The sequence below is a fragment of the Paenirhizobium cremeum genome, from assembly GCF_022884085.1.
Lineage (GTDB): Bacteria > Pseudomonadota > Alphaproteobacteria > Rhizobiales > Rhizobiaceae > Allorhizobium > Allorhizobium cremeum.
Map to the genome: position 1 here is coordinate 551,409 of NZ_JAGGCS010000002.1, position 20,609 is coordinate 572,017.

General features: G+C 61.6%; 19 protein-coding genes. 10 read left to right on the forward strand and 9 right to left on the reverse strand.

Translation table 11 applies throughout. The features are described from left to right. Positions 1-48: 48 nt before the first annotated feature. Entirely contained in the window at positions 49-1,005 is a 957-nt protein-coding gene (locus J5N58_RS06055) for a homocysteine S-methyltransferase family protein (RefSeq protein WP_113442213.1), read from the reverse strand. A 236-nt stretch (positions 1,006-1,241) separates the two neighbouring features. Between J5N58_RS06055 and J5N58_RS06060 the strand changes: the two genes are divergently transcribed. Then, a complete protein-coding gene (locus tag J5N58_RS06060; protein ID WP_280519919.1) occupies positions 1,242-1,859 on the forward strand; it encodes a TetR/AcrR family transcriptional regulator in 618 nt (205 codons plus the stop codon). Between the two features lie 8 nt (positions 1,860-1,867). On the opposite strand, the gene J5N58_RS06065 is transcribed toward J5N58_RS06060, so the two are convergent. Next, the gene (locus tag J5N58_RS06065; protein WP_244710038.1) at positions 1,868-2,494 is read right to left on the reverse strand and encodes a MarC family protein; all 627 of its coding nucleotides are present in this window, start codon (positions 2,492-2,494) and stop codon (positions 1,868-1,870) included. Positions 2,495-2,682: 188 nt separating this feature from the next. Here J5N58_RS06065 and gyrA point away from each other — a divergent pair, with 188 nt between their 5' ends. Continuing rightward, a complete protein-coding gene (gene gyrA, locus J5N58_RS06070; protein WP_113447584.1) occupies positions 2,683-5,490 on the forward strand; it encodes a DNA gyrase subunit A in 2,808 nt (935 codons plus the stop codon). Positions 5,491-5,634: 144 nt separating this feature from the next. On the opposite strand, the gene ctrA is transcribed toward gyrA, so the two are convergent. Next, positions 5,635-6,336 carry a response regulator transcription factor CtrA gene (gene ctrA, locus J5N58_RS06075; protein ID WP_112828582.1) on the reverse strand — a complete coding sequence of 234 codons (702 nt, stop codon included), beginning with the start codon at positions 6,334-6,336 and terminating at the stop codon, positions 5,635-5,637. A 443-nt stretch (positions 6,337-6,779) separates the two neighbouring features. Between ctrA and J5N58_RS06080 the strand changes: the two genes are divergently transcribed. Further along, complete coding sequence (locus J5N58_RS06080; protein WP_112828581.1) at positions 6,780-7,130, forward strand: flagellar export protein FliJ; 351 nt, start codon at positions 6,780-6,782, stop codon at positions 7,128-7,130. Between the two features lie 112 nt (positions 7,131-7,242). Here J5N58_RS06080 and J5N58_RS06085 read toward each other — a convergent pair whose 3' ends face one another. Continuing rightward, complete coding sequence (locus tag J5N58_RS06085) at positions 7,243-7,533, reverse strand: GNAT family N-acetyltransferase (protein WP_244710041.1); 291 nt, start codon at positions 7,531-7,533, stop codon at positions 7,243-7,245. A 109-nt stretch (positions 7,534-7,642) separates the two neighbouring features. Between J5N58_RS06085 and J5N58_RS06090 the strand changes: the two genes are divergently transcribed. Continuing rightward, positions 7,643-8,101 carry a paraquat-inducible protein A gene (locus tag J5N58_RS06090; protein ID WP_113424565.1) on the forward strand — a complete coding sequence of 153 codons (459 nt, stop codon included), beginning with the start codon at positions 7,643-7,645 and terminating at the stop codon, positions 8,099-8,101. Positions 8,102-8,182: 81 nt separating this feature from the next. On the opposite strand, the gene sciP is transcribed toward J5N58_RS06090, so the two are convergent. Continuing rightward, positions 8,183-8,458 (reverse strand): CtrA inhibitor SciP, encoded by a 276-nt coding sequence (gene sciP, locus J5N58_RS06095; protein ID WP_006725852.1) that lies wholly within the window; start codon positions 8,456-8,458, stop codon positions 8,183-8,185. A 408-nt stretch (positions 8,459-8,866) separates the two neighbouring features. On the opposite strand from sciP, the gene J5N58_RS06100 reads away from it, so the two are divergent. Then, positions 8,867-9,604: a helix-turn-helix transcriptional regulator gene (locus J5N58_RS06100; protein WP_113424566.1), complete on the forward strand. Its 738-nt coding sequence runs from the start codon at positions 8,867-8,869 to the stop codon at positions 9,602-9,604. A gap of 251 nt (positions 9,605-9,855) precedes the next feature. Here J5N58_RS06100 and J5N58_RS06105 read toward each other — a convergent pair whose 3' ends face one another. The 3 genes from J5N58_RS06105 to cysQ form a co-directional block, all read right to left on the reverse strand. Next, the gene (locus J5N58_RS06105) at positions 9,856-10,533 is read right to left on the reverse strand and encodes a sugar transferase (RefSeq protein ID WP_112828577.1); all 678 of its coding nucleotides are present in this window, start codon (positions 10,531-10,533) and stop codon (positions 9,856-9,858) included. Between the two features lie 414 nt (positions 10,534-10,947). After that, positions 10,948-11,973, reverse strand: a complete 1,026-nt coding sequence (locus tag J5N58_RS06110) for a DUF2793 domain-containing protein (RefSeq protein ID WP_244710043.1) — start codon at positions 11,971-11,973, stop codon at positions 10,948-10,950. Between the two features lie 159 nt (positions 11,974-12,132). After that, positions 12,133-12,909 (reverse strand): 3'(2'),5'-bisphosphate nucleotidase CysQ, encoded by a 777-nt coding sequence (gene cysQ / locus J5N58_RS06115; RefSeq protein ID WP_244710045.1) that lies wholly within the window; start codon positions 12,907-12,909, stop codon positions 12,133-12,135. Positions 12,910-13,149: 240 nt separating this feature from the next. Here cysQ and J5N58_RS06120 point away from each other — a divergent pair, with 240 nt between their 5' ends. From J5N58_RS06120 to J5N58_RS06135, 4 genes are all read left to right on the forward strand, one after another. Continuing rightward, positions 13,150-14,403 carry a sarcosine oxidase subunit beta family protein gene (locus J5N58_RS06120; protein WP_112828574.1) on the forward strand — a complete coding sequence of 418 codons (1,254 nt, stop codon included), beginning with the start codon at positions 13,150-13,152 and terminating at the stop codon, positions 14,401-14,403. 9 nt (positions 14,404-14,412) lie between these two features. Continuing rightward, positions 14,413-14,694, forward strand: coding sequence for a sarcosine oxidase subunit delta (locus J5N58_RS06125; protein WP_113439407.1), 282 nt, complete (start codon positions 14,413-14,415; stop codon positions 14,692-14,694). Continuing rightward, positions 14,691-17,747 carry a sarcosine oxidase subunit alpha family protein gene (locus J5N58_RS06130; RefSeq protein WP_244710048.1) on the forward strand — a complete coding sequence of 1,019 codons (3,057 nt, stop codon included), beginning with the start codon at positions 14,691-14,693 and terminating at the stop codon, positions 17,745-17,747. Before J5N58_RS06125 ends, J5N58_RS06130 begins: the two co-directional genes overlap by 4 nt. 11 nt (positions 17,748-17,758) lie before the next feature. Next, positions 17,759-18,313 carry a sarcosine oxidase subunit gamma gene (locus tag J5N58_RS06135; RefSeq protein WP_113340598.1) on the forward strand — a complete coding sequence of 185 codons (555 nt, stop codon included), beginning with the start codon at positions 17,759-17,761 and terminating at the stop codon, positions 18,311-18,313. Here the strand turns inward: J5N58_RS06135 and J5N58_RS06140 are convergent. Then, entirely contained in the window at positions 18,296-19,519 is a 1,224-nt protein-coding gene (locus J5N58_RS06140) for a multidrug effflux MFS transporter (RefSeq protein ID WP_112828570.1), read from the reverse strand. The genes J5N58_RS06135 and J5N58_RS06140 overlap by 18 nt on opposite strands. A 121-nt stretch (positions 19,520-19,640) precedes the next feature. Between J5N58_RS06140 and J5N58_RS06145 the strand changes: the two genes are divergently transcribed. Continuing rightward, positions 19,641-20,273: a TetR/AcrR family transcriptional regulator gene (locus tag J5N58_RS06145; protein ID WP_244710050.1), complete on the forward strand. Its 633-nt coding sequence runs from the start codon at positions 19,641-19,643 to the stop codon at positions 20,271-20,273. The last annotated feature ends 336 nt before the right edge of the window (positions 20,274-20,609 follow it).

A 20,609-nucleotide genomic window follows, 5' to 3' on the forward strand; every position in this document is an offset into this window, starting at 1 on the left:
TCCGAAGCACTCCTCCCCGAATGATGCCCCGCTTCGGCGGGGCTTTTTTCACGCGGCGAGGCTCGAAGACGGGGCGCAGGCTTCGCAGATCGCCGCGATGTGGCGATGGTCGGTGCCGCAGCATCCGCCGAGAATCCGGATTGCGGGATATGCGGCGCGAAGAGCGCTGTAGCGCTGGCCGAGATCCAGTGGATCGCCGAGGTCGAGCGTCGTCGATTCATCGAGTTCCTCATGGCTCTTCGTTGAGGCGTTGGCACGAATGCCGCCGATCCGCGACACCCACGCTTCTCCGGCCTTGAGGGCCTCCTCGAAATGCGTGGGATGAGCGCAATTGACCATGTAGTAGACGGGTGACCCGCCGGTCTCCTCGTCCGTCCGTTCGATCGCCTCCCGCAGCGTCGTGCCGCCGATCAGCCGGCCATCGGTTTCCACGGTGAAGGAGATGACGCAGGGCATGGATGCCGCTTTCGCCGCCCAGGCGATGCCGGTCGCTTCCTCCACCGTGTTGATCGTGATCGCGGAAACCATGTCCGCGGTCGAGGCGGCAAAGGCCCGAACCTGCCTGCCGTGGTAGTCCATGGCTTCGAGCGCGGAGGACCGGCCGGGCTTGTAGGCGTCGCCGCGTGGGCCGATCACGCCGTTGATGACGATCGGCGTGCCGGGCGTCTCCCAGCGGGCGCGGCACTGTTCGGCGAAGTCGACCGCACGCCTGTTGAGGCCATCGAGGGCGGCAAGGTCGTAACCGAGTTTCAAGCCCCAGTCCGGGTTCGCCCGCCACGTCGGCGTGTCGAGCACGAAACCGACGCCACGTTGATGGGCAAGGGCGATGTAGGGCTCGAGATAGCGGACCAGTTCTTCCCGTCCGCTCTCGGAATCGACGAGAGGGAAGGACGCGAAGTGGGGCAGGTCGAGCCCCCGGTGGAAAACCAGCGTGGTTTCCATTCCGCCATCGGCGAGGAAGTCGCCGCCGGTCAACTGAGGTAGGTTCTGCCTGTATTTTGCCATTGGAAATCTCCGGTGTTAGATTGGGTCTCGAGCGGCCGTTTGCGCAGCCGCAAGAGGGCCCTCTTGTCGCAGATCCGGGATGTCGCCTTCCAGTGAACTTGCGGTACCGGCCCTCCTTCGGCTTATAAAAATCTTTTTAATACAAAATGTTATCGACGGAAGTGAAGACCCGGACATGCGCGTGGACCGGTATTGTCGAAGGGAAAACCAGACCGCAGGTACAGTTCGTGGAACGACTGGAACTCAAGAAGGGCGCTGCGACGCGCGAACGCATTCTGGACATTGCGCAGGCCGCGGTTCTGTCCAAGGGCTTCGCTGCGACCTCGATCGAGGAGATCATCGCCGAGGCCGGACTGACCAAGAGCGGATTCTTCTATCATTTCCGTGACAAGAACGAACTGGCGCATGCGCTGTTGCGCCGCTACGTCGCGGAGAACGACGCGATCTTCGACGATATTTTCGGACGTGGCCGCCAGCTCAGCGACGACCCGCTCGAGGCGTTTCTGATCGGCTTGAAACTTTTGGCGGAACTCATGCGCGAATTGCCGAGCGTGCATCCGGGCTGCCTGGTTTCCGCGGTCTGCTACCAGGAACGCCTTTTCGACCGGCAGGTGAGGGAGCTAAGCGCCGATTCCGTCCGCTCCTGGAACGGGCGTTTTCAGGCATATCTGGAGGAGATCGAAACCGTTCATCCGCTCAATCCGGGCATCACGGTCGCCGATTTGGCCGTCATGCTGTCCTGCATCATCGACGGTGCGATCATCATGTCCAAGGTGCTTCACGATCCTGCGGTCCTGGAACGGCAGATCCTGTCCTACCGATCCCTTGTCAGATCGAGCTTCGGCCGCACCTGATACCGGCTTCAAACGAACGCCGATTTCACGCCGTCGACCACGAACTGGACGGAAAGCGCGGCGAGCAGGACTCCGAGCAGGCGGGTCAGCAGCGCCCGACCGGTGACGCCGAGGAAGTGGTTGAGCGGTTGCGCGATCGCGAGCGACAGCAGGACCAGCGCCAGTACGACGCCGATCACGCCGATGAGTTGAAGCCTGCCGATCCAGCCGTCGAGCGTTCCACCGATCAGCACCGTGGCGGAGATGGCGCCGGGGCCGGCGATCAGCGGGATCGCCAGGGGAAACACCGCCAGATTGTGGATGTGATCCTTGGTGATCGCGGTGTCGGTGGTCTTTTCCTTCCGCTCCTGCCGCTTCTCGAAGATCATCTCGAAGGCAATGGCAAACAGCATCAGCCCGCCGGCAATGCGGAAGGCGCCCATGGAAATGCCGAGCGCTCCGAGGATGCTTGCGCCGAAGAGGGCGAAGACGGTAAGGATGCCGAACGCAATCGCCGCGCCTCTGATCGCCACCTGTCGCCTCTGCGGCGCGCTCATTCCCTGGGTAAGGCCGAGGAAAAGCGGAGCCAGCCCCGGCGGATCGACAGTGACGAGCAGCGTCGTGAAGGCGCTCACGAGAGCGTCTGCGTTTGCCATGCGTCGTCCTCCTTTTTTGCAAACTTTAGGGTGAGGCGATGGCGACTGGCAAGCGATAGGGCAAGTTCTTGATCGTTTTGCCTTTCCGCCGCCTTAAAAACTGTTCAAAACCCGGGGTGAAATTGGCGCTGCAGCGCCCTTTCGGCTATAAACTTCCAAGTGATTCCGAACAGAGATCGTGACCTGATTTGACTGAGCAAAGCACTCCCGGCGGCGGCAAGTTCCCGCAAGGCATCGAGCCGATTTCCATCATGGAAGAAATGCAGCGGTCGTATCTCGACTACGCGATGAGCGTAATCGTGAGCCGCGCCCTTCCCGATGTCCGAGACGGACTGAAGCCGGTGCATCGGCGCATCCTCTTCTCCATGAGCGAGATGGGGATCGACTGGAACAAGAAATATGTGAAATCGGCGCGCGTTACCGGCGACGTGATGGGTAAATACCATCCGCACGGCGACGCCGCCATCTATGACGCGCTCGCCCGAATGGCGCAGGACTGGTCGCTCCGCCTGCCGCTGATCGACGGCCAGGGCAATTTCGGCTCCGTCGACGGCGATCCGCCGGCCGCGCAGCGTTATACGGAATGCCGTCTGGAGAAGGCGGCTCACGCCCTTCTCGATGATCTCGACAAGGAAACCATCGATTTCCGCGAGAACTATGACGGCACCCTGCAGGAGCCGGTCGTCGTCCCCGCCAAGTTCCCGAACCTCCTCGTCAATGGCGCGGGCGGTATCGCCGTCGGCATGGCGACCAACATACCGCCGCACAACCTTTCGGAAGTCGTCGATGGCTGTATTGCTGTCATCGACAATCCGGCGATCGAACTGCCGGAACTGATGCAGATCATTCCGGGGCCGGACTTTCCGACCGGCGCCCTGATCCTCGGACGTGCAGGCATCAAGTCTGCCTATGAGACGGGACGCGGCTCGGTCATCATGCGCGGTGTTGCCCGTATCGAGCCGATGCGCGGCGATCGCGAGCAGATCATCATCAGCGAGATTCCCTATCAGGTGAACAAGGCGACGATGATCGAGAAGATGGCCGAACTGGTGCGCGACAAGCGCATCGAGGGCATCTCCGACCTGCGCGACGAGTCCGACCGGGAGGGCTATCGCGTCGTTATCGAACTCAAGCGCGATGCCAATGCAGACGTCATCCTGAACCAGCTTTACCGCTACACCCCGCTGCAGACCTCCTTTGGCTGCAACATGGTGGCGCTGAACGGCGGCAAGCCCGAGCAACTCTCGCTGCTCGACATGCTGCGCGCCTTCGTCGCCTTCCGCGAAGATGTCGTTAGCCGGCGAACGAAATACCTGCTGCGCAAGGCTCGTGACCGTGCGCATGTCTTGGTCGGTCTCGCGATTGCGGTCGCCAATATCGACGAGGTCATCAACCTGATCCGCCGCGCGCCCGATCCGCAGACGGCGCGCGAACAGTTGATGGAGCGCCGCTGGCCGGCGCATGACGTCGAGGCGCTGATCCGCCTGATCGACGATCCGCGTCACCGCATCAACGACGACAATACATATAACCTCTCGGAAGAGCAGGCCCGCGCCATTCTCGAGCTGCGTCTGGCCCGCCTGACGGCCCTCGGTCGCGACGAAATCGACGAGGAACTCAACAAGATCGGCGCGGAAATTACGGATTATCTCGATATCCTGTCTTCGCGCCTTCGCATCCAGAGCATCGTCAAGGAGGAACTTGCGGCCGTTCGCGACGAATTCGGCACGCCGCGCCGCACCCAGATCGTCGATGGCGGTCCGGAGATGGACGACGAGGACCTGATCGCCCGCGAGGACATGGTGGTGACGGTCTCGCATCTCGGCTACATCAAGCGCGTGCCGCTGACCACCTACCGCGCGCAGCGCCGCGGCGGCAAGGGCCGCTCGGGCATGGCGACCCGCGACGAGGATTTCGTGACCCGGCTGTTTGTTGCAAACACCCACACGCCGGTCCTGTTCTTCTCCTCACGCGGCATCGTCTACAAGGAGAAGGTCTGGCGTCTGCCGATCGGCACGCCGACATCGCGGGGCAAGGCCCTTATCAACATGCTGCCGCTGGAGCCCGGCGAACGCATCACCACCATCATGCCGCTGCCCGAGGACGAGAGCACCTGGGACAATCTCGACGTGATGTTCTCGACCACGCGTGGAACGGTGCGCCGCAACAAGCTGTCCGACTTCGTTCAGGTCAACCGCAACGGCAAGATCGCGATGAAGCTCGAGGAAGAGGGTGATGAGATCCTCTCCGTCGAGACCTGCACGGCGCCGAACCATGATTTGGGTATCCCCGGTGACGACGTCCTGCTGACGACCGCGCTTGGTCAGGCGATCCGCTTCCCTGTCGATGAAGTCCGCGTGTTCGCGGGCCGCAATTCGATCGGTGTCCGCGGCATTTCGCTGGCCGATGGTGACCGCATCATCTCGATGACCATTGTCAGCCATGTCGATGCAGAGCCATGGGAGCGTGCCGCCTATCTGAAGCGCTCGGCCGCCGAGCGTCGCGCCAGCGGTGTCGATGAAGAGGATATCGCGCTGGTCGGCGAGGAGGTCGCCGAAGAGGGCGAACTGAAGGAGGAGCGCTACCAGGAACTCAAGGCACGCGAACAGTTCGTGCTGACGGTTTCCGAAAAGGGCTATGGCAAGCGGTCCTCGTCCTATGATTTCCGCATCTCCGGTCGCGGCGGCAAGGGCATCCGCGCCACCGATACGTCGAAAACCGGCGAGATCGGCGAACTGGTCGCCGCCTTCCCGGTGGAAGACAACGACCAGATCATGCTGGTGTCCGATGGCGGGCAGCTTATCCGTGTGCCGGTGGACGGCATTCGTATTGCGAGCCGCGCCACCAAGGGCGTTACCATCTTCTCCACCGCCAAGGACGAGAAGGTCGTTTCCGTCGAGCGGATCTCCGAACCGGAATCCGACGAGGACGGAGAGGCGCCGCTTGGCGAAGAGCAGGACGCCGTCACCGACGCGCCCGCCGCTTCCGGAGAATAGGAAGTCTGGAGAATAAAGGGGAAAAGCGGCGGTGCGGGACGGCACCGCCGCTTTTTTGTGTTCTGACTTCCGGACAATAAAAAACCTGCCCCGGAAAAGGGCAGGTCGGGATTTTTGGGGGATAGGCAGCGGGTAGGGAAGGGCTTATGCCGTTTCCATGTACTCCGCACCATCGGGCTCGCGCAGCACGTAGCCGCGGCCCCAGACGGTCTCGATGTAGTTCGCGCCGCCTGCGGCGTTTGCGAGCTTCTTGCGAAGCTTGCAGATGAACACGTCGATGATCTTGAGTTCCGGCTCGTCCATGCCGCCATAGAGGTGGTTCAGGAACATTTCCTTGGTCAGCGTCGTACCCTTGCGGAGCGAAAGAAGCTCCAGCATCTGGTATTCCTTGCCGGTGAGGTGAACGCGCTGGCCGCCGACTTCGACGGTCTTGGCGTCGAGGTTCACGATCAGTTCGCCGGTGACGATGATCGACTGGGCGTGGCCCTTGGAACGGCGAACGATCGCGTGGATGCGTGCGACCAGTTCATCCTTATGGAAGGGCTTGGTCATATAATCGTCGGCGCCGAAGCCGAGACCGCGAACCTTGTCCTCGATGCCGGCCATGCCGGACAGAATGAGAATGGGCGTCTTGACCTTGGACAGGCGCAGCGTACGCAGTACCTCGTAGCCCGACATGTCGGGCAGGTTCAGGTCGAGCAGAATGATGTCGTAGTCGTAGAGCTTGCCGAGGTCGACACCTTCTTCGCCGAGATCCGTTGTGTAGACGTTGAAACTTTCCGATTTGAGCATCAGTTCGATGCTCTGCGCCGTGGCGCTATCGTCTTCAATGAGTAGAACCCGCATAATTATCCCCTTTACCGCCGCCGAAAGGTCGAGTTGGCCCCCTACGCGATACGGATCCAGTCGTTGCCTGATTTGAAGGCTGCCACCAAATGGTTAACAAATTCTGATTCCTTCTGGCAAGGAATATCGAATTCATTAAACATTTTTTGCAGTCTCCTGATTTTTCACAAGTTTCCGGCATCGCCACTGTTGAATCAGAACTTCAGGAAATACCCGTAACTGATTCATTTGACTCATCATTGTCATGAGCTTTTTTAGGCCCTGGCATTTACTGACCCTTAAACGATCGTCCTTATCATTAACGATGCCCGTAAACGAAAGGTTACCAACGGTAGTTTTTTGTTAACGCCGCCGTTTTTTTTCGGGAATGATTCGTCGAAAAGGCGGCAAAGGCATTTGTTAAAATGTGTGGCGGGGGGTCTCGCATCACGGGAGTATTGCGTATGAAGTCGCGTGAGAGCCTAGTGCGCCTGAAAGGATTTCAGGTCACAGAAAAGCGTCGGCAGTTGCAGCAGTTGCAGTCAATGATGTCGGAATTCGAGCGTATGGCGAAGGAGCTGGAAAGCCAGATCGCCATCGAGGAAAAGAAGTCCGGGATCAGCGATCCAAGTCATTTTGCCTATCCAACATTTGCCAAGGCGGCGCGCCAACGGGCGGACAACCTTCAGGTTTCCATCCGAGAACTCAGGGTTCAGCAGGAGGCTGCGGAACTCGCGCTTGAGGAAGCCGAGGCCGAATATGCAAAGGCTGCGGCTCTGGAAGAGCGGGACGGCCAGATGCGGGCGCGGGCGTAAGGCAAGCCGCATTCGCATCGAAAAGGAGATCGGTCGGAACGGCGCGGGTCATCCGCGACCGTTGCCGGCCGTTTTCGTTTTCCGACAGCGTGGATTTCCGGAGGCGGCTGCGTCAGCCCTGCTTGATGACGTCGCTCCATTCGGGATGGCGCAGTGTCTGCGCCCGAAAGAAGGGGCAGAGCGGAATGATCTGCCAGCCGCCGCGTCTGGCTTCCTCGACCGCGTGTTTGGCCAAGGCCTGGCCGACGCCCTGGCCGCGCATGCTGTCGGGGACCTCGGTATGATCGATAATAATGAGCTTCGGGTTTGTGCGCGAATAGGTCATCAGGGCAGGTTCGTCCACGCCGTCTACGCGCGCGACATAGCGGCCGCCGGACCGCTCCTCTTCATGGACGATATTCATTAGCCGGACCCTTCCTCGGTTTCGGTCCCTTGCGCGGGACGATTGCGCGATGATAGCCAAAGCGCATGCCGTTTCAACGCGCCCGGTTACCGGGAGAGGGAGTTTCGGGATGCTTTGGCTGAAAGCGATCGTTCTGGTGGCGGCGCCGATTTCGCTCGCCCTTGGCCTGATCCTGCCTCTCGTCCGCTTTGAGAGGCTCTATTTTTTCAACGAGACGCCGTCGCTCATCGATATCGTCGTTTCGCTCTGGCAAGGGGGAGACGGCGCTCTCGCTGTGCTGGTGGCGCTGTTTTCCATTGTCTTTCCGGTGTTGAAGCTTCTTGGGCTTGCGCTCGAGGCGCTCGCCCCCGTTTCCTCGCCCGAGCAACGTGGCCTGTTGCGCAGGCTGGTGCCGCTTCTGTCCAGGTGGTCGATGATGGACGTGCTGCTCGTCGCCCTCGTCATCGTCGCGGCGAAAACCAGCGGGCTGGCGGAGGCTTTCACCCAGCCGGGCCTGTGGTTTTACGCGGCTTCGGCCATGCTGGCCGGGATTTTGCACGCGCTGCTGAAGCGCTCGCAAAGTCCCTGACGACATGCGAAACGGGCCGATGCGGCGGCCCGTTTAAAGCGTTCCGTGTGTCGAAGGCGGGGTCTCCCCCGTTCGATCCGGTCAGTGGCGGTACTGCTGGATGCGCGTCGTGCGCAGGCCGGGGAGACCGTGATCGTTGATGGAGGACTGCCAGGAAAGGAACTCCTCGACCGTCAGGGTGTAACGCTCGCAGGCTTCCTCGAGGCTCAGCAGGCCGCCGCGCACCGCAGCGACAACCTCGGCTTTCCGGCGGATCACCCAACGGCGCGTATTGGCCGGCGGAAGATCGGCAATGGTCAGCGGGCTGCCATCGGGGCCGATGACATATTTCACTCGGGGGCGGATCATTTCGGTCATTGGACTCTCTATACAAACTCAAGACCACAGGAGCGCATCCTAGCTCCCCACCTTTAAAATTTGCCTAAGCCCATTGTAAGCATTTGATAATAATTTTCGCAGGTTGCCACGCGGCATGCGGGGCGGTTATCCTGTCGACGCAGGTTGACGCAGCGTAAAGTTGCGGCATCTGCATAGGAGTTATGCTGATTCAGGAATTTATTCGATCTCAATTTGCTGTAGAAGCCGCGTTGGACCGAGCAGTTCTGCGCGCTCGTTTTTTATGCACCGTCAGTGAGGACAGTCAATCGGCGACCCTGGATAGATCGGGGGACCGGCATATGGCCCGTTTCCTGCTTGGCTGGCGAAACTCGTTTGATCAGAATTCTTTAGCGGACGGGCGAGGGTAAATCGCTCGAAAGGAGCGCGATGTTCAGGGTGAACGAAGCCGTCTGTCGTGACGGTGATGACGGGGCGTCAAAGCTTGTGCCCGCCGATGAAAGCGGCCTTTGCGCGCTCGGCCAGCGATTTGCTGCCCTCGGACGGGAGCACGGTCTGCCTTATTTTCTGGTGACGACCTTTCCGAATGCCGACAAGCCGGGCTTTGCTCCCAACCTCCTGCTCAACAACTGGCCCGGCGAACTTGTCGCCCTCTATGGTGCGAGCGATGTCTTTGCCTCCAGCGTCCTTGTGTCGCGGCTCAAGTCGACGATCGTTCCGGTCTTTTCCGCCGACGCAGTTTTTTCCGCCGTCCTGGACGATACGAAAGGCGCGCTCGGGGATTCGTTTCGCGGATACGGCCTGAACGCAACTCTGGCTTTCAGCCTGCATGACCGTGCATTGGCGCATTATCTCATTGCCTTCTCCGGAGACAGGAAGGCGCCGGAAAGAGCCGAGCTCGCCTCGATTCACTACGATTGCGTGGAGCTGGTCGATAGCTGTTTCGGCAAATTGGTACCGCAGGACGGTCCGCGCGAAAAACTCTCGGCGCGGGAACTGGAATGTCTTCGCTGGTCGGCCGCAGGCAAGAGCAGCGACGAGATCGCCATCATCCTCAATATTTCAAGTCACACGGTCGTCAGCTATCTGAAAAGCGCGATGCGCAAGCTCGATTCGGTCAATCGCATGCAGGCGGTCGCTCGCGCCTGCCGCTTCCGTCTGCTTTGAAACCGGGGTTCCCCTGATCGTTTCCTCAAGCGTATCGAGTTCTTCCGGGCGCGCTCCGTATGCTTTTCATCGCATGCCGGAGGCGCAAACGCGCTCAAAGCTTTGCGCGGCAGGCTTTAGCCAGGGGTAAGGACGTTGGTCTTTTCCAGGACACGTGCCTTTACGCGCGCCGTTTCCCGCTCAATTCGCCGATCTGCTGTGGGAAGATCAGCCTGCCATTTTCCACGGCAGGCTGAAACGGTTCTGTGCCGTCAGAAGCCCTTGCCGCCCTTGAGTTCGGATAGGACCGTGCCGACGATGATGCGCAGGTCGAGCCAATAATTGAAGTTCTCGACATAATAGAGGTCGCAGGCGATTCGTGCGCGCGCCTTTCCGGGCTTGTCCGTCGGGCCGCGCAGGCCGCGCATCTGCGCAAGTCCCGTCATGCCCGGACGCATCACGTGGCGGCGGTGATATTCCGGCACCAGCTGCTCATAGGGCATGCCGGCTGCGAGCATGCCGATGGCATGGCAACGGGGACCGACGAGCGACATGTCGCCCTTCAGCACGTTCAGCAGTTGCGGCAGTTCATCGATATTGGTGCGGCGGATAATGGCGCCGATCTTGGTGATGCGCGGATCGCCGACAACCGTCTGGTTCACACCCGTCACATCGCAGAGGTCCGTCCGCATGGAGCGGAACTTGTAGACCCGGATCTTCCGGCAACCCATTCCCCAACGCTGCTGGGTGAACAGGATCGGACCGGGGCTATCGAGGCGAATAAGCGCCGCCACTGCCAGCAAAAACGGCAGCAGCACGATCAGAGCCGTTGCGGAAATGGCGATATCCGTGCAACGCTTGATGAAATAATGTGCACGTCCTGCCTTTTTTGATGGCAGGAATTCTACTTCCCGATAGTAGTCATCGAGAAGTATAGCGGGATTCGCCATGGCGAAACGGCGGGATGCATGGTCGTTTTGGGCTTGGGGGAAACTCAAAATCTTTACCCGGCTCGTTAGTTTCGATTGCAGCTCGATGTCGCGAACCTATAAATAGTACAGCTTGGCGACATTGTCATTACTGTTTTTAACTGTTGGTTAACCTCGTCGCAGTTCTTGGACGCAGGAATTAAACCGGTCGTCGATAAGGTGCCGATTTCCAGCGGAAATTTGATATCGACTAAATTTGGTCTCATTATGGAGCAGCCATGCAACGGCTTCATGACTGCGAAGGCCCTTCGTCCCATTCCGAAACAGGAGGGGCGTCGTTGCCCGGTTTCCGGTGCGTTGCGCTTCCCCTCGTTCATGGGCGGCAATTGGAACGATCGCGGGAGCGGCCGTCCTCCGTCTGCCGCGATTCGCCCGTCAGAGCATGAAGACGGACACCTCGGTTGCCGCGGGGCCGAATTGCAGTTGGGCGGTGCCTGCGTGGTGCAGCGTCAGCACGTCTCCGGCGGCAAGGTTCGCGATTGAGACCGCCGCGCGACTTCCGGCGGCCCCTGTCGCCACGATCAGCGTCTCGGCGTCGTTGCGACGGAGGGCCACGGCATGGCTGGTTTCGGACAGGACGGTGACCGCGAGCGCTATCAGGTAAAGGCCTGAGGCGGGCAAGACGAGGCCGCTGCCATGGCCGGAAGAAAGGGGCATGCGGAGTGCGAAACCGCCGGCCGAAAGAAATAGGTCGTGAAAGCCGGTCACGGTCCCGTCGGCTATCGTCAGCGTGGCCGCCGACCGGGCGGCGCGTGCGACGGGGCGATGATTCATCCTGACGATCCCGTCCGGCGAGACCGCGAGCGCCGTTTTCCAGTCCGCGCCGTCGTCGCTCACCTTGACCGAGAAGCCGTCGTCACCGGCGAGCCCCATTTCCGCCTTGCCCTGCCAGCCGGATTGGAAGAGGAGCGATGCGGTGTCGCCGGATGCGGCCTTGTTGATCTTCATGCGGTGGTCGCCGCCGACGTGATTGAACAGGCTGGCCGGGGCGGCGACCGAGAGGCGATTCGTCGTATCGGCTGCGGCGGAAACGCCGAGAATGGAAAATTCGGTCTCGGCGGGCAGCGGTACATCCTGCCAGGCGCCTTCGGCGAACAGCTTGAGACGACCGTCGGAGAGATCGGTGGCGCGCCAGCCGGCTCTCGGCGCAATGAAGATCCAGGCGTCATCCTGCCGGAAGGCGAGCCGTTCGTCCTTGCCGGAAAATGCACCCGATGCCGGCGCTAAAACCCAATAGCACTCGCCTTCCGCGACTTCCGCGGGAGGCTCGTGCAGGCTGCCGGCGATGGTCAACTGGACGACCGCATCCAGCCTCTGAAGCGCCTCGTTATGGGTGACATGCTTCTGCGCCTGGGACGGCAGGAGATAGGGCAGGGCGAGATTGCTGGTGATATCGGACATGGGTTTCGGGGCTCCGCTTGGCTGCTTGCCGGCTCCCCGTCTGTGCAAGGGGCCGGTGCGAGGTTCATGGAGCCATCCTGAAGCAGGCGCGGCCGAGGGGGACGAAACAGGTGTCCGGACTTTGAAAAGGCTTGGAGTTTTCGGGATTTCTTCCGACGTTTACGACCGTTTTCCCCAGGCGATGAAATCGGGATTGGCGAAATCGCGAAGGTCCGGACGGCCCCGTTTGCCGTAGGTCAGTGGCAGTCCATCGAGCGTCAGCGTGATGCCTCCGGCCGCTCTCAATATGGCATCGCCGGCCGCCGTATCCCATTCCATTGTGCAGCCGAAGCGGGGGTAGAGATCGGCGCTTCCCTCCGCCAGCAGGCAGAACTTGAGAGAAGAACCGACCACGCTGCGGTCGGTGATGTCGTTCGCTTCGAGGTATTCCAGCGTCGCCGGGCTGTTATGCGAGCGGCTGATTAGTGCCTTGGGGCTCGCCGGAGCGGTGCGGGAGGCGATGGTCTTCCGTTCGCTTACGCGGAAATCTTCATCGACGGTCAGCTTGAATGCGCCTTCCGCCGATCCGGCGTAAGCGACGCCAAGGGCTGGAGCATAGACGAAGCCCGCAACGGGCCGGCCGGTCTCAATGAGCGCGATGTTGACAGTGAAGTCGCAGTGCCCGCCGACAAATTCCCTGGTGCCATCCAGCGGATCGACAAGCAGGAAACGGCCGGCGGTTTCCGGTATATGGCCGGCGGCGGCGGATTCCTCGGCGACGACCGGGATCGCACCAAGACTTTCGGAGAGGTCGGCGAGAATGATCCGCTCGGCGCACTCGTCCGCCGCGGTGACGGGCGAATGATCCGGCTTCATGCGGACCTCAGGCCCGGCGCGACAGATTTCCATGATCGCGCGGCCGGCATCCAGCGCCGCCTTCTCGAATATTGCCAGCATGCCTCTCTCGTATGGGTCCGCATTCAACTTGTGTCATGTTGCTTATGCGGCAGGCGGGCGCTCGTGCCAATGGTTCTTCATGCTTTTCCGATGAAAGGTGAATCCGGCGTTTCGCGCCGGGACGAGGTCGAGCCGAAAAGAAGATATCCAAGGTCCCAATCTTGTTGTTTCCTGTCCTATTCTGGCTTGCTCTTTGGCTGGCGTATGCGAATGTGCATCGAAATCTCGACAGGGTGCCCGATGCGTTATTCCGCTTTCTCGATTTTCAGGCAGGCTCTTTCCGGAAACAGGAACTGGGCGCCGATGTGGCGTGAACCCACGCCCAAGCCGCATTACGATGTCATCATCGTCGGTGGCGGCGGCCACGGGCTTTCGACCGCTTACTATCTCGCCAAGGAACACGGCATAACCAATGTCGCCGTCCTTGAAAAGGGCTATCTCGGCTCGGGCAATGTCGGCCGCAACACGACGATCATCCGCTCCAACTACATGCTCGAGGGCAATGAGCCGTTCTACGAGCTGTCGATGCAGCTCTGGGAAGGGCTGGAGCAGGACTTCAACTACAACGCCATGGTGAGCCAGCGCGGCATCATCAATCTCTTCCATTCGGACGGACAGCGCGACGCCTATGCGCGGCGCGGCAACGCCATGCGCATTCACGGCGTCGACGCGGAACTGCTCGACCGGGAGCAGGTGCGCAGGATGATGCCTTACCTCAATTTCGATCACGCCCGCTTTCCTATCCTCGGCGGTCTCCTTCAGCGGCGGGCGGGCACGGCCCGCCACGATGCGGTTGCCTGGGGCTATGGACGCGGTGCCGACAGTCGTGGGGTCGATCTCATCCAGCATTGCGAGGTCACCGGCATCCGGCGTGACGAAAACGGCAAGGTTCTGGGCGTCGAGACGACCAAAGGCTTCATCGGCTGCAACAAGCTGGCGCTGGCCGCCGCCGGTAACACAACGACCGTCGGCCGCATGGCCGGCCTCGAACTGCCGATCGAGACTCATGTGCTGCAGGCCTTCGTGTCGGAAGGCATCAAGCCGGTGATCGACAATGTCATCACCTACGGCGCCGGACACTTCTATATATCCCAGTCCGACAAGGGCGGGCTCGTGTTTGGGGCGGATATCGACTACTACTCCTCCTATGCCCAGCGCGGCAATCTGGCGACGGTCGAACACACCATCGAGGAAGGCGTTTCGCTGATCCCCGGCCTGTCGCGTGTCCGGGTGCTGCGTGCCTGGGGCGGCGTGATGGACATGAGCATGGATGGCTCGCCGATCATCGACCGCACGCCGATCGACAATCTCTACCTCAATTGCGGCTGGTGCTATGGCGGCTTCAAGGCGACGCCCGCATCGGGGTTCTGTTACGCGCACCTGATCGCGAAGAACGAGCCGCATCCCGTCGCACGGCTGCTGCGTCTTGACCGTTTCCGTCGCGGCTTTGCCATCGACGAGGGCGGCAAGGGCCCGCAACCCAATCTCCACTGAGACAAGACCATGGCCAGCCTTATCAAATGCCCGCATTGCGGGGTCCGTCCGAAGGAAGAGTTTTCCATCCGTGGCGATGCCTCTGTTGCCCGTCCGTCGCCCGCGGCCTCCGATGAAGAGTGGTATTCCTACGTCTTCGTGCGCGACAATCCCAAGGGGCGTATCCAGGAATACTGGCATCACAGTGCCGGCTGCCGGCGCTGGCTGGTGGTCGAGCGCGACAACGCCATGAGCCATGAGATTTATTCCGTGACCGATGCGGCCGAAAAGGCGAAGGAGGCTGGCCGATGACCGGTTACCGTCTGTCGAGCGGCGGCATCGTCAACCGCAGCCGCGCCATTTCCTTCCGTTTCGACGGTCGTGAATTCAAGGGCTTCGAGGGCGACACGCTCGCCTCGGCGCTGATCGCCAACGACCAGATGCTGGTCGGCCGCAGCTTCAAGTATCACCGCCCGCGCGGCATCGTCACTGCCGGTTCGGCCGAACCGAACGCATTGGTGACGATCGGCAAGGATGGCCGCACCGAGCCGAATACAAGAGCGACGGTTGCGGAACTCTATCACGGGCTGGAAGCGGTGAGCCAGAACCGCTGGCCCTCGCTGAACTACGATATCGGCTCGGTCAACAGCCTGCTGTCTCCCTTCCTCGGCGCGGGCTTCTACTACAAGACCTTCATGTGGCCGAAGAGCTTCTGGGAAAAGGTCTACGAGCCGCTGATCCGCAAGGCCGCCGGTCTCGGCAAGGCGGTTATGGAGGCCGATCCGGACCGCTACGAGAAGTCCTGGGCGCATTGNGAAAAGGTCTACGAGCCGCTGATCCGCAAGGCCGCCGGTCTCGGCAAGGCGGTTATGGAGGCCGATCCGGACCGCTACGAGAAGTCCTGGGCGCATTGCGACCTGCTGGTGATCGGCGCCGGTCCCACCGGCCTGACGGCGGCGCTCGCCGCCGGCCGCGCAGGGCTTCGCGTCGTCCTCGCCGATGAAGGCTTCCGGCTGGGCGGCTCGCTCCTTTCAGAAAAGCTTTCTGTCGGCGGCGTTTCGTCGGTCGATTATGCGCAGCGCGTCGTGGATGAGCTGAGGAGCCTGCCGAACGTCACGCTGATGCCGCGCACCACCGTGTTCGGCTGGTATGACGACAATGTCTTCGGCGCTGTCGAGAAGGTGCAGAAGCATGTGGCGCAGCCCTTGCCCGAACTGCCGGTCGAGCGGCTCTGGCGCATTGTCGCGCGCAATGCGATCCTCGCGACGGGGGCGGAAGAGCGTCCGTTGGTGTTCGGCGGCAACGACAAGCCGGGCGTGATGATGGCGGGCGCCATGCGCACCTATCTCAACCGCTACGGCGTGGCGCCCGGCCATGAAGTGGCGGTGTTCACCAATGGCGGGGCCGGTTATCGCACGGCGCAGGATCTGATTGCCGCCGGGATCGGGGTTTCGGTGGTGATCGACGGACGTGCGGCGTCTTCGGATGAGGCACCGGCCGGTGTCCGCGTCATTCGAGGTGGCGCCGTTGTCGCGACGAAGGGTGGCAGGCGCATTTCCGGCCTGATCGTCGAGCGTTCCGGGCATCAGGAAGAGATCGCCTGCGACGCGCTGGCGATGTCCGGAGGCTTCAGCCCGGTCATTCATCTCGCCTGCCAGCGCGGGTCGAAGCCGGTCTGGTCGGATGCGCATCAGGCCTTCCTCGCCCCTGACGTCGGATCGGGCCTTGCGGTCGCGGGCTCGGCAGCCGGTCTTGCCTCCTTGGCGGAATGCCTGAAGGACGGTGCCGACAGGGCCCATACCATCATTGCCGCACAGGGTCGGCTGGTCGGTTCGATCGAACTGCCCGAGGTCGAGGGCGAGTACGACGCTTCCTTCGCGCCTCTCTGGTATGTTGCCGGCGCCAAGCAGAAGGCCTTCATCGATTTCCAGAACGACGTGCACGTCAAGGATCTGAGCCTTTCCCAGCGCGAGGCCATGGGCCATGTCGAGCATACCAAGCGCTATACCACGGGCGGCATGGCGACCGACCAGGGCAAGCTCGGCAATGTGAACGCGGCCGGCATCATCGCCGGCATGCGCGGGGTTTCGCCCGCAGAGATCGGCACGACGACGTTCCGGCCTTTCTATACGCCGGTATCTTTCGGCGCGATGGCGGGCGCAAGCCGGGCGGAGCATTCCCGCCCCGTGCGCCAGTCGCCGCTGCATGGCTGGGCCAAGAAGAACGGCGCGGTCTTCGTCGAGGCCGGGCTCTGGTACCGTTCCTCCTGGTTCCCGAGGGATGGCGAGAAGTCGTGGCGCGAAAGCGTCGACCGCGAGGTCATGAACGTCCGCTCCAATGCCGGCCTCTGCGATGTGTCGACGCTCGGCAAGATCGAGGTGTTCGGCAAGGATGCGGCCGAATTTCTGAACCGGCTCTATTCCAACGCCTTCCTCAAGCTTCCCGTCGGCAAGGCCCGTTACGGCCTGATGCTCAGGGAAGACGGGATGGTCTATGACGACGGGACAACCAGCCGGCTTTCGGAGGATCATTTCTTCGTCACCACCACGACGGCCTATGCCGGCGAGGTGATGACGCATATGGAATTCGCCGCCCAGACCTTCTGGCCCGATCTCGACGTGCGCTTCGTCTCTTCCTCCGACCAGTGGGCGCAGATGTCGCTTGCCGGACCGAAGGCGCGGCTGATCCTCGATCAGCTCGTGGACGAGGATCTTTCGAACGAAGTGTTTCCGTTCCTCTCCGCCCGCGAGGTCTTGCTCAGGGGCGGGCTGAAGGCGAGGCTCTTCCGCATCTCCTTCTCCGGCGAACTCGCCTACGAGGTCGCTGTGCCCGCCGGTTTCGGCGAGGCGGTCGCGGATGCGATCATGGAGGCGGGCAAGCCGCACGGCATCTGCGCCTATGGCGTCGAGGCGCTCAACGTGCTGCGTATCGAGAAGGGGCATGTCACCCATAACGAACTCGATGGGCGCACGACGCCCGACGATGTCGGCCTTGGCCGCATGTTCTCGACCCAGAAACCGGATTTCATCGGCAAGCGCATGTCGAGCCGCTTCGGTCTGACGGCTGCGGACCGGCCGCAGCTTGTCGGCCTGAAGCCGGTGGAGACGGACAAGGAAATCAAGGCGGGCGCGCATCTTCTGAAGGAAGGCGCCAAGCCGTCGATGGCCAACGACCAGGGACATGTCTCGTCGGCCTGCTTCTCGCCGTCGCTCGGCCATTTCATCGCGCTCGCCATGCTGAAATCCGGCCGCGAGCGCATGGGCGAGAAGATCGTCGTATGGGACGGCCTGCGCGGCACGGAAGTGCTGGCGGAGGTCTGCAGCCCGGTCTTCATCGATCCAGAAAACAAGAAGCTCCACCTTTGAGGATTGCCACCATGCCAACGACCTTCGCCTACCGGCATGCGCTCGAGGACCACATCGCGGGTTTCGAAGGAGACGCCAATCCCCATCATCTCACGGTTCTGACGCGGCCAACGGTGTTTTCCGTGCTGGCGTGCGCCGGGCATGAGACGGATGTCGCCGGCGCGCTCGATGCCATGGAGGAGATTTCCGCCCGCTTCGTCTCTCCGGGCGAGTGGCTTGTAGTCTCGGAAATTCTCGGGGCCGAGGCGCTTGCCCGCGATCTTGCGGCGCTGGGCTCCGGGCGGGCCTCCTTTGTCGAGCAGAGCGACGGTCGCGTCGTCATGCGCATCGCCGGGCCGAAGGTCCGCCAGATCCTGGCCAAGTGCGTTGCCGTCGACCTTCATCCGGAGGTCTTCCTGCACGGGCAATCCGCCAACATGCTATGCTGCCATGTGAGCGCGAATGTCGCCCGCACCGGTGACGACGAGTTCGAGATCGTCGTGATGCGCTCCTATGCGGGTTATGTGTTCGACGAACTGATGGAGATGGGTCGCGAGTTCGCCATGTCATCAGGGCTTTCCGCCTGATGATCGGATGGCCGCTTCATGAGCGACCCGTGACGGCCCGAAGGTCAGGTGGGTCGTCAGGGTGGTGGCGATGGCGCAGACCGCGATGATGGAGAGCATCGGCAGCGCAGTGCCGTCGGCGAGAAGGCCTATGCCGAAACTGCCGAGCGCGCCGGCGCCGAAACCGAGCGCGCCCATCAGCGCGGCGGCCGTTCCCGATATGGCGCCATGGGCTTCCATTGCCAAGATGTTGCACGAGGGCATGATGGCGCCAAGCGCGACGACCATGACGAAGAGCAGTGTGCAGATGGAGAGGGGATTGCCGTTTCCGGAGAGTTCCAGAGCCAGCATCAGGAGGGCGGCGAGCGCATAGATCGCCGAAGACGCCTTCACAAGGCCGCGAATGCCGATGCGGCGGGCAAGCCTCGGACCGATCTGCGTTCCGATGCCGATACCGATCGCGTTGAGGCTGAAAACCAGCGCGTATTCCACCGGCGACATGCCGTAGACGTTAATCAGCACGAAGGAAGAGCCGGCGATATAGGCGAAAAAGCCGCCTTGCGCCAAGGCGAGCGCACCGGCATAGGGGATGAAGCTGCGGGTAAAGAGCAGGCGCCCATACCAGTGCAGTGCTGACATCGGCCGGCTGTTGGCGCGCAGTTCCGGCATCCGCGTCTCCGGCATCAGCGACAGCACGACGAAGACCACGAGAAGGCCGAGCAGGATCAGTACGATAAAGATTGTCCGCCAGTGTCCCGTCTGGATAATCAGGCTGCCGGCAAGGGGTGCAATGACCGGTGCTATACCGAGAACCAGCATGACCAGCGACATCAGTTTTGCGGCTTCGTGGCCCGTGTAGAGGTCGCGGATCGTTGCTGTTGCTATGACCATTCCGATCGAGCCGCCGATCCCCTGGAGGAAGCGAAAGGCGAGGAACTGGGTGGCGTCGGCGGCAACGGCGCAGCCGGTCGAGCCTGCGATGAAGACGGCAAGCGCCAGATAGATCATGGGTTTTCGGCCGGTACGGTCAGAAGCCGGACCGTAGAAAAGCTGGCCAAGGGTAAACCCCACGAAATAGGTCATCATACTGAGTTGGATCGTGGCATCGGTTGTGGCGAGGTCACCCGCCATGCGTGGCATCGCAGCGACATGCATATCGGTCGCGAATGGCCCGAGGGCGCACAGCGCCCCAAGTGCCGCGGCGATTGACAGGGTCTTCTTGTTCATGAACGGGTTCCGTGAAAGATGGAATAGTTGTAATCGATATTTGGAAACGAATGCGTTTCCTTATTGTGAGAGGAAACGCATTCGTTTCCTTTTGTCAAATGAATTCGTCAGGGAGGCTTTCGTGAACACATCTGCCGTCGGGCGTCCGCCGTTTCTGCCGGACGAGGAGCGTAGGGGCCTGATCCTCCAGGCGGCGGAGCGTGTCTTCGACGCGTTCGGCTATGGTGCTGCGACGATGGAGGAGGTGGCGCGCGAATGCGGCATGGCCAAGAAGACGGTCTATAAGTTCTTTCCCGACAAGGCGTCCCTGTTCAGCGCCCTGATCGACAGCCACGATACGCTGATCGACGACTGGAGCAGCCGGTCGCGCGAGGGAATGACGGCGGAGGAGCAATTTCGCCATCTGTTGCTGGAGCTATCCGCCTTCATCCTTTCTCCGCGGCAGCTTGCGCTGACACGTCTTGTCATCGCCGAGGCGCGCAAGTCTCCGGATCTCGCGCAGCGCTTCCACAAGGAGTGCATGGAAAAGACCATTGCCTTCGCGACGCATGAACTGGGGCAGGGCGGGCTCCTTGCCGGACGAAGCCCGCAGGAGGCCCGTCGCATTGCGGATATGTTCATTGGGGCGACGCTCGGCGTCGCCCAAATCAGCGCGCTCATGCTGGATATGGATCAGGATAGCCTCCGGCGCGAGCTCGCTGCCCGCGTCGAGATCGTGTCGGCGATGCTGAAGGGCGTTGTGGAACATCCATAGCCCGGCCTGGCCGCGGCGGCAGCACGGCGAAGGCCGCCAGAAGGCCGAGCAGGATAGGCACGACAAAGATCGCAAGCACCACATAGATCAAGGGTTTTCTGCAGGTACGCTCCGAGACCGGACTGCGGAACCGCTCGCCGAGGGCGAAGCTGACAAAATAGCTCATCATGTCGAGCCGGATCTTGGTGTCGGTCTTGGCGAGGTCACCCGCCATGCCGGCATCGCAGCGTCATGCATGTCGGTCGCAGATGGCCCAGGGGCGCACAGTGCCGCGAGCGCTGCGGCAATGAACAGCGTCTTCTCAAACAACGGCATGTGCCCCTGTCCAGAAGGGCA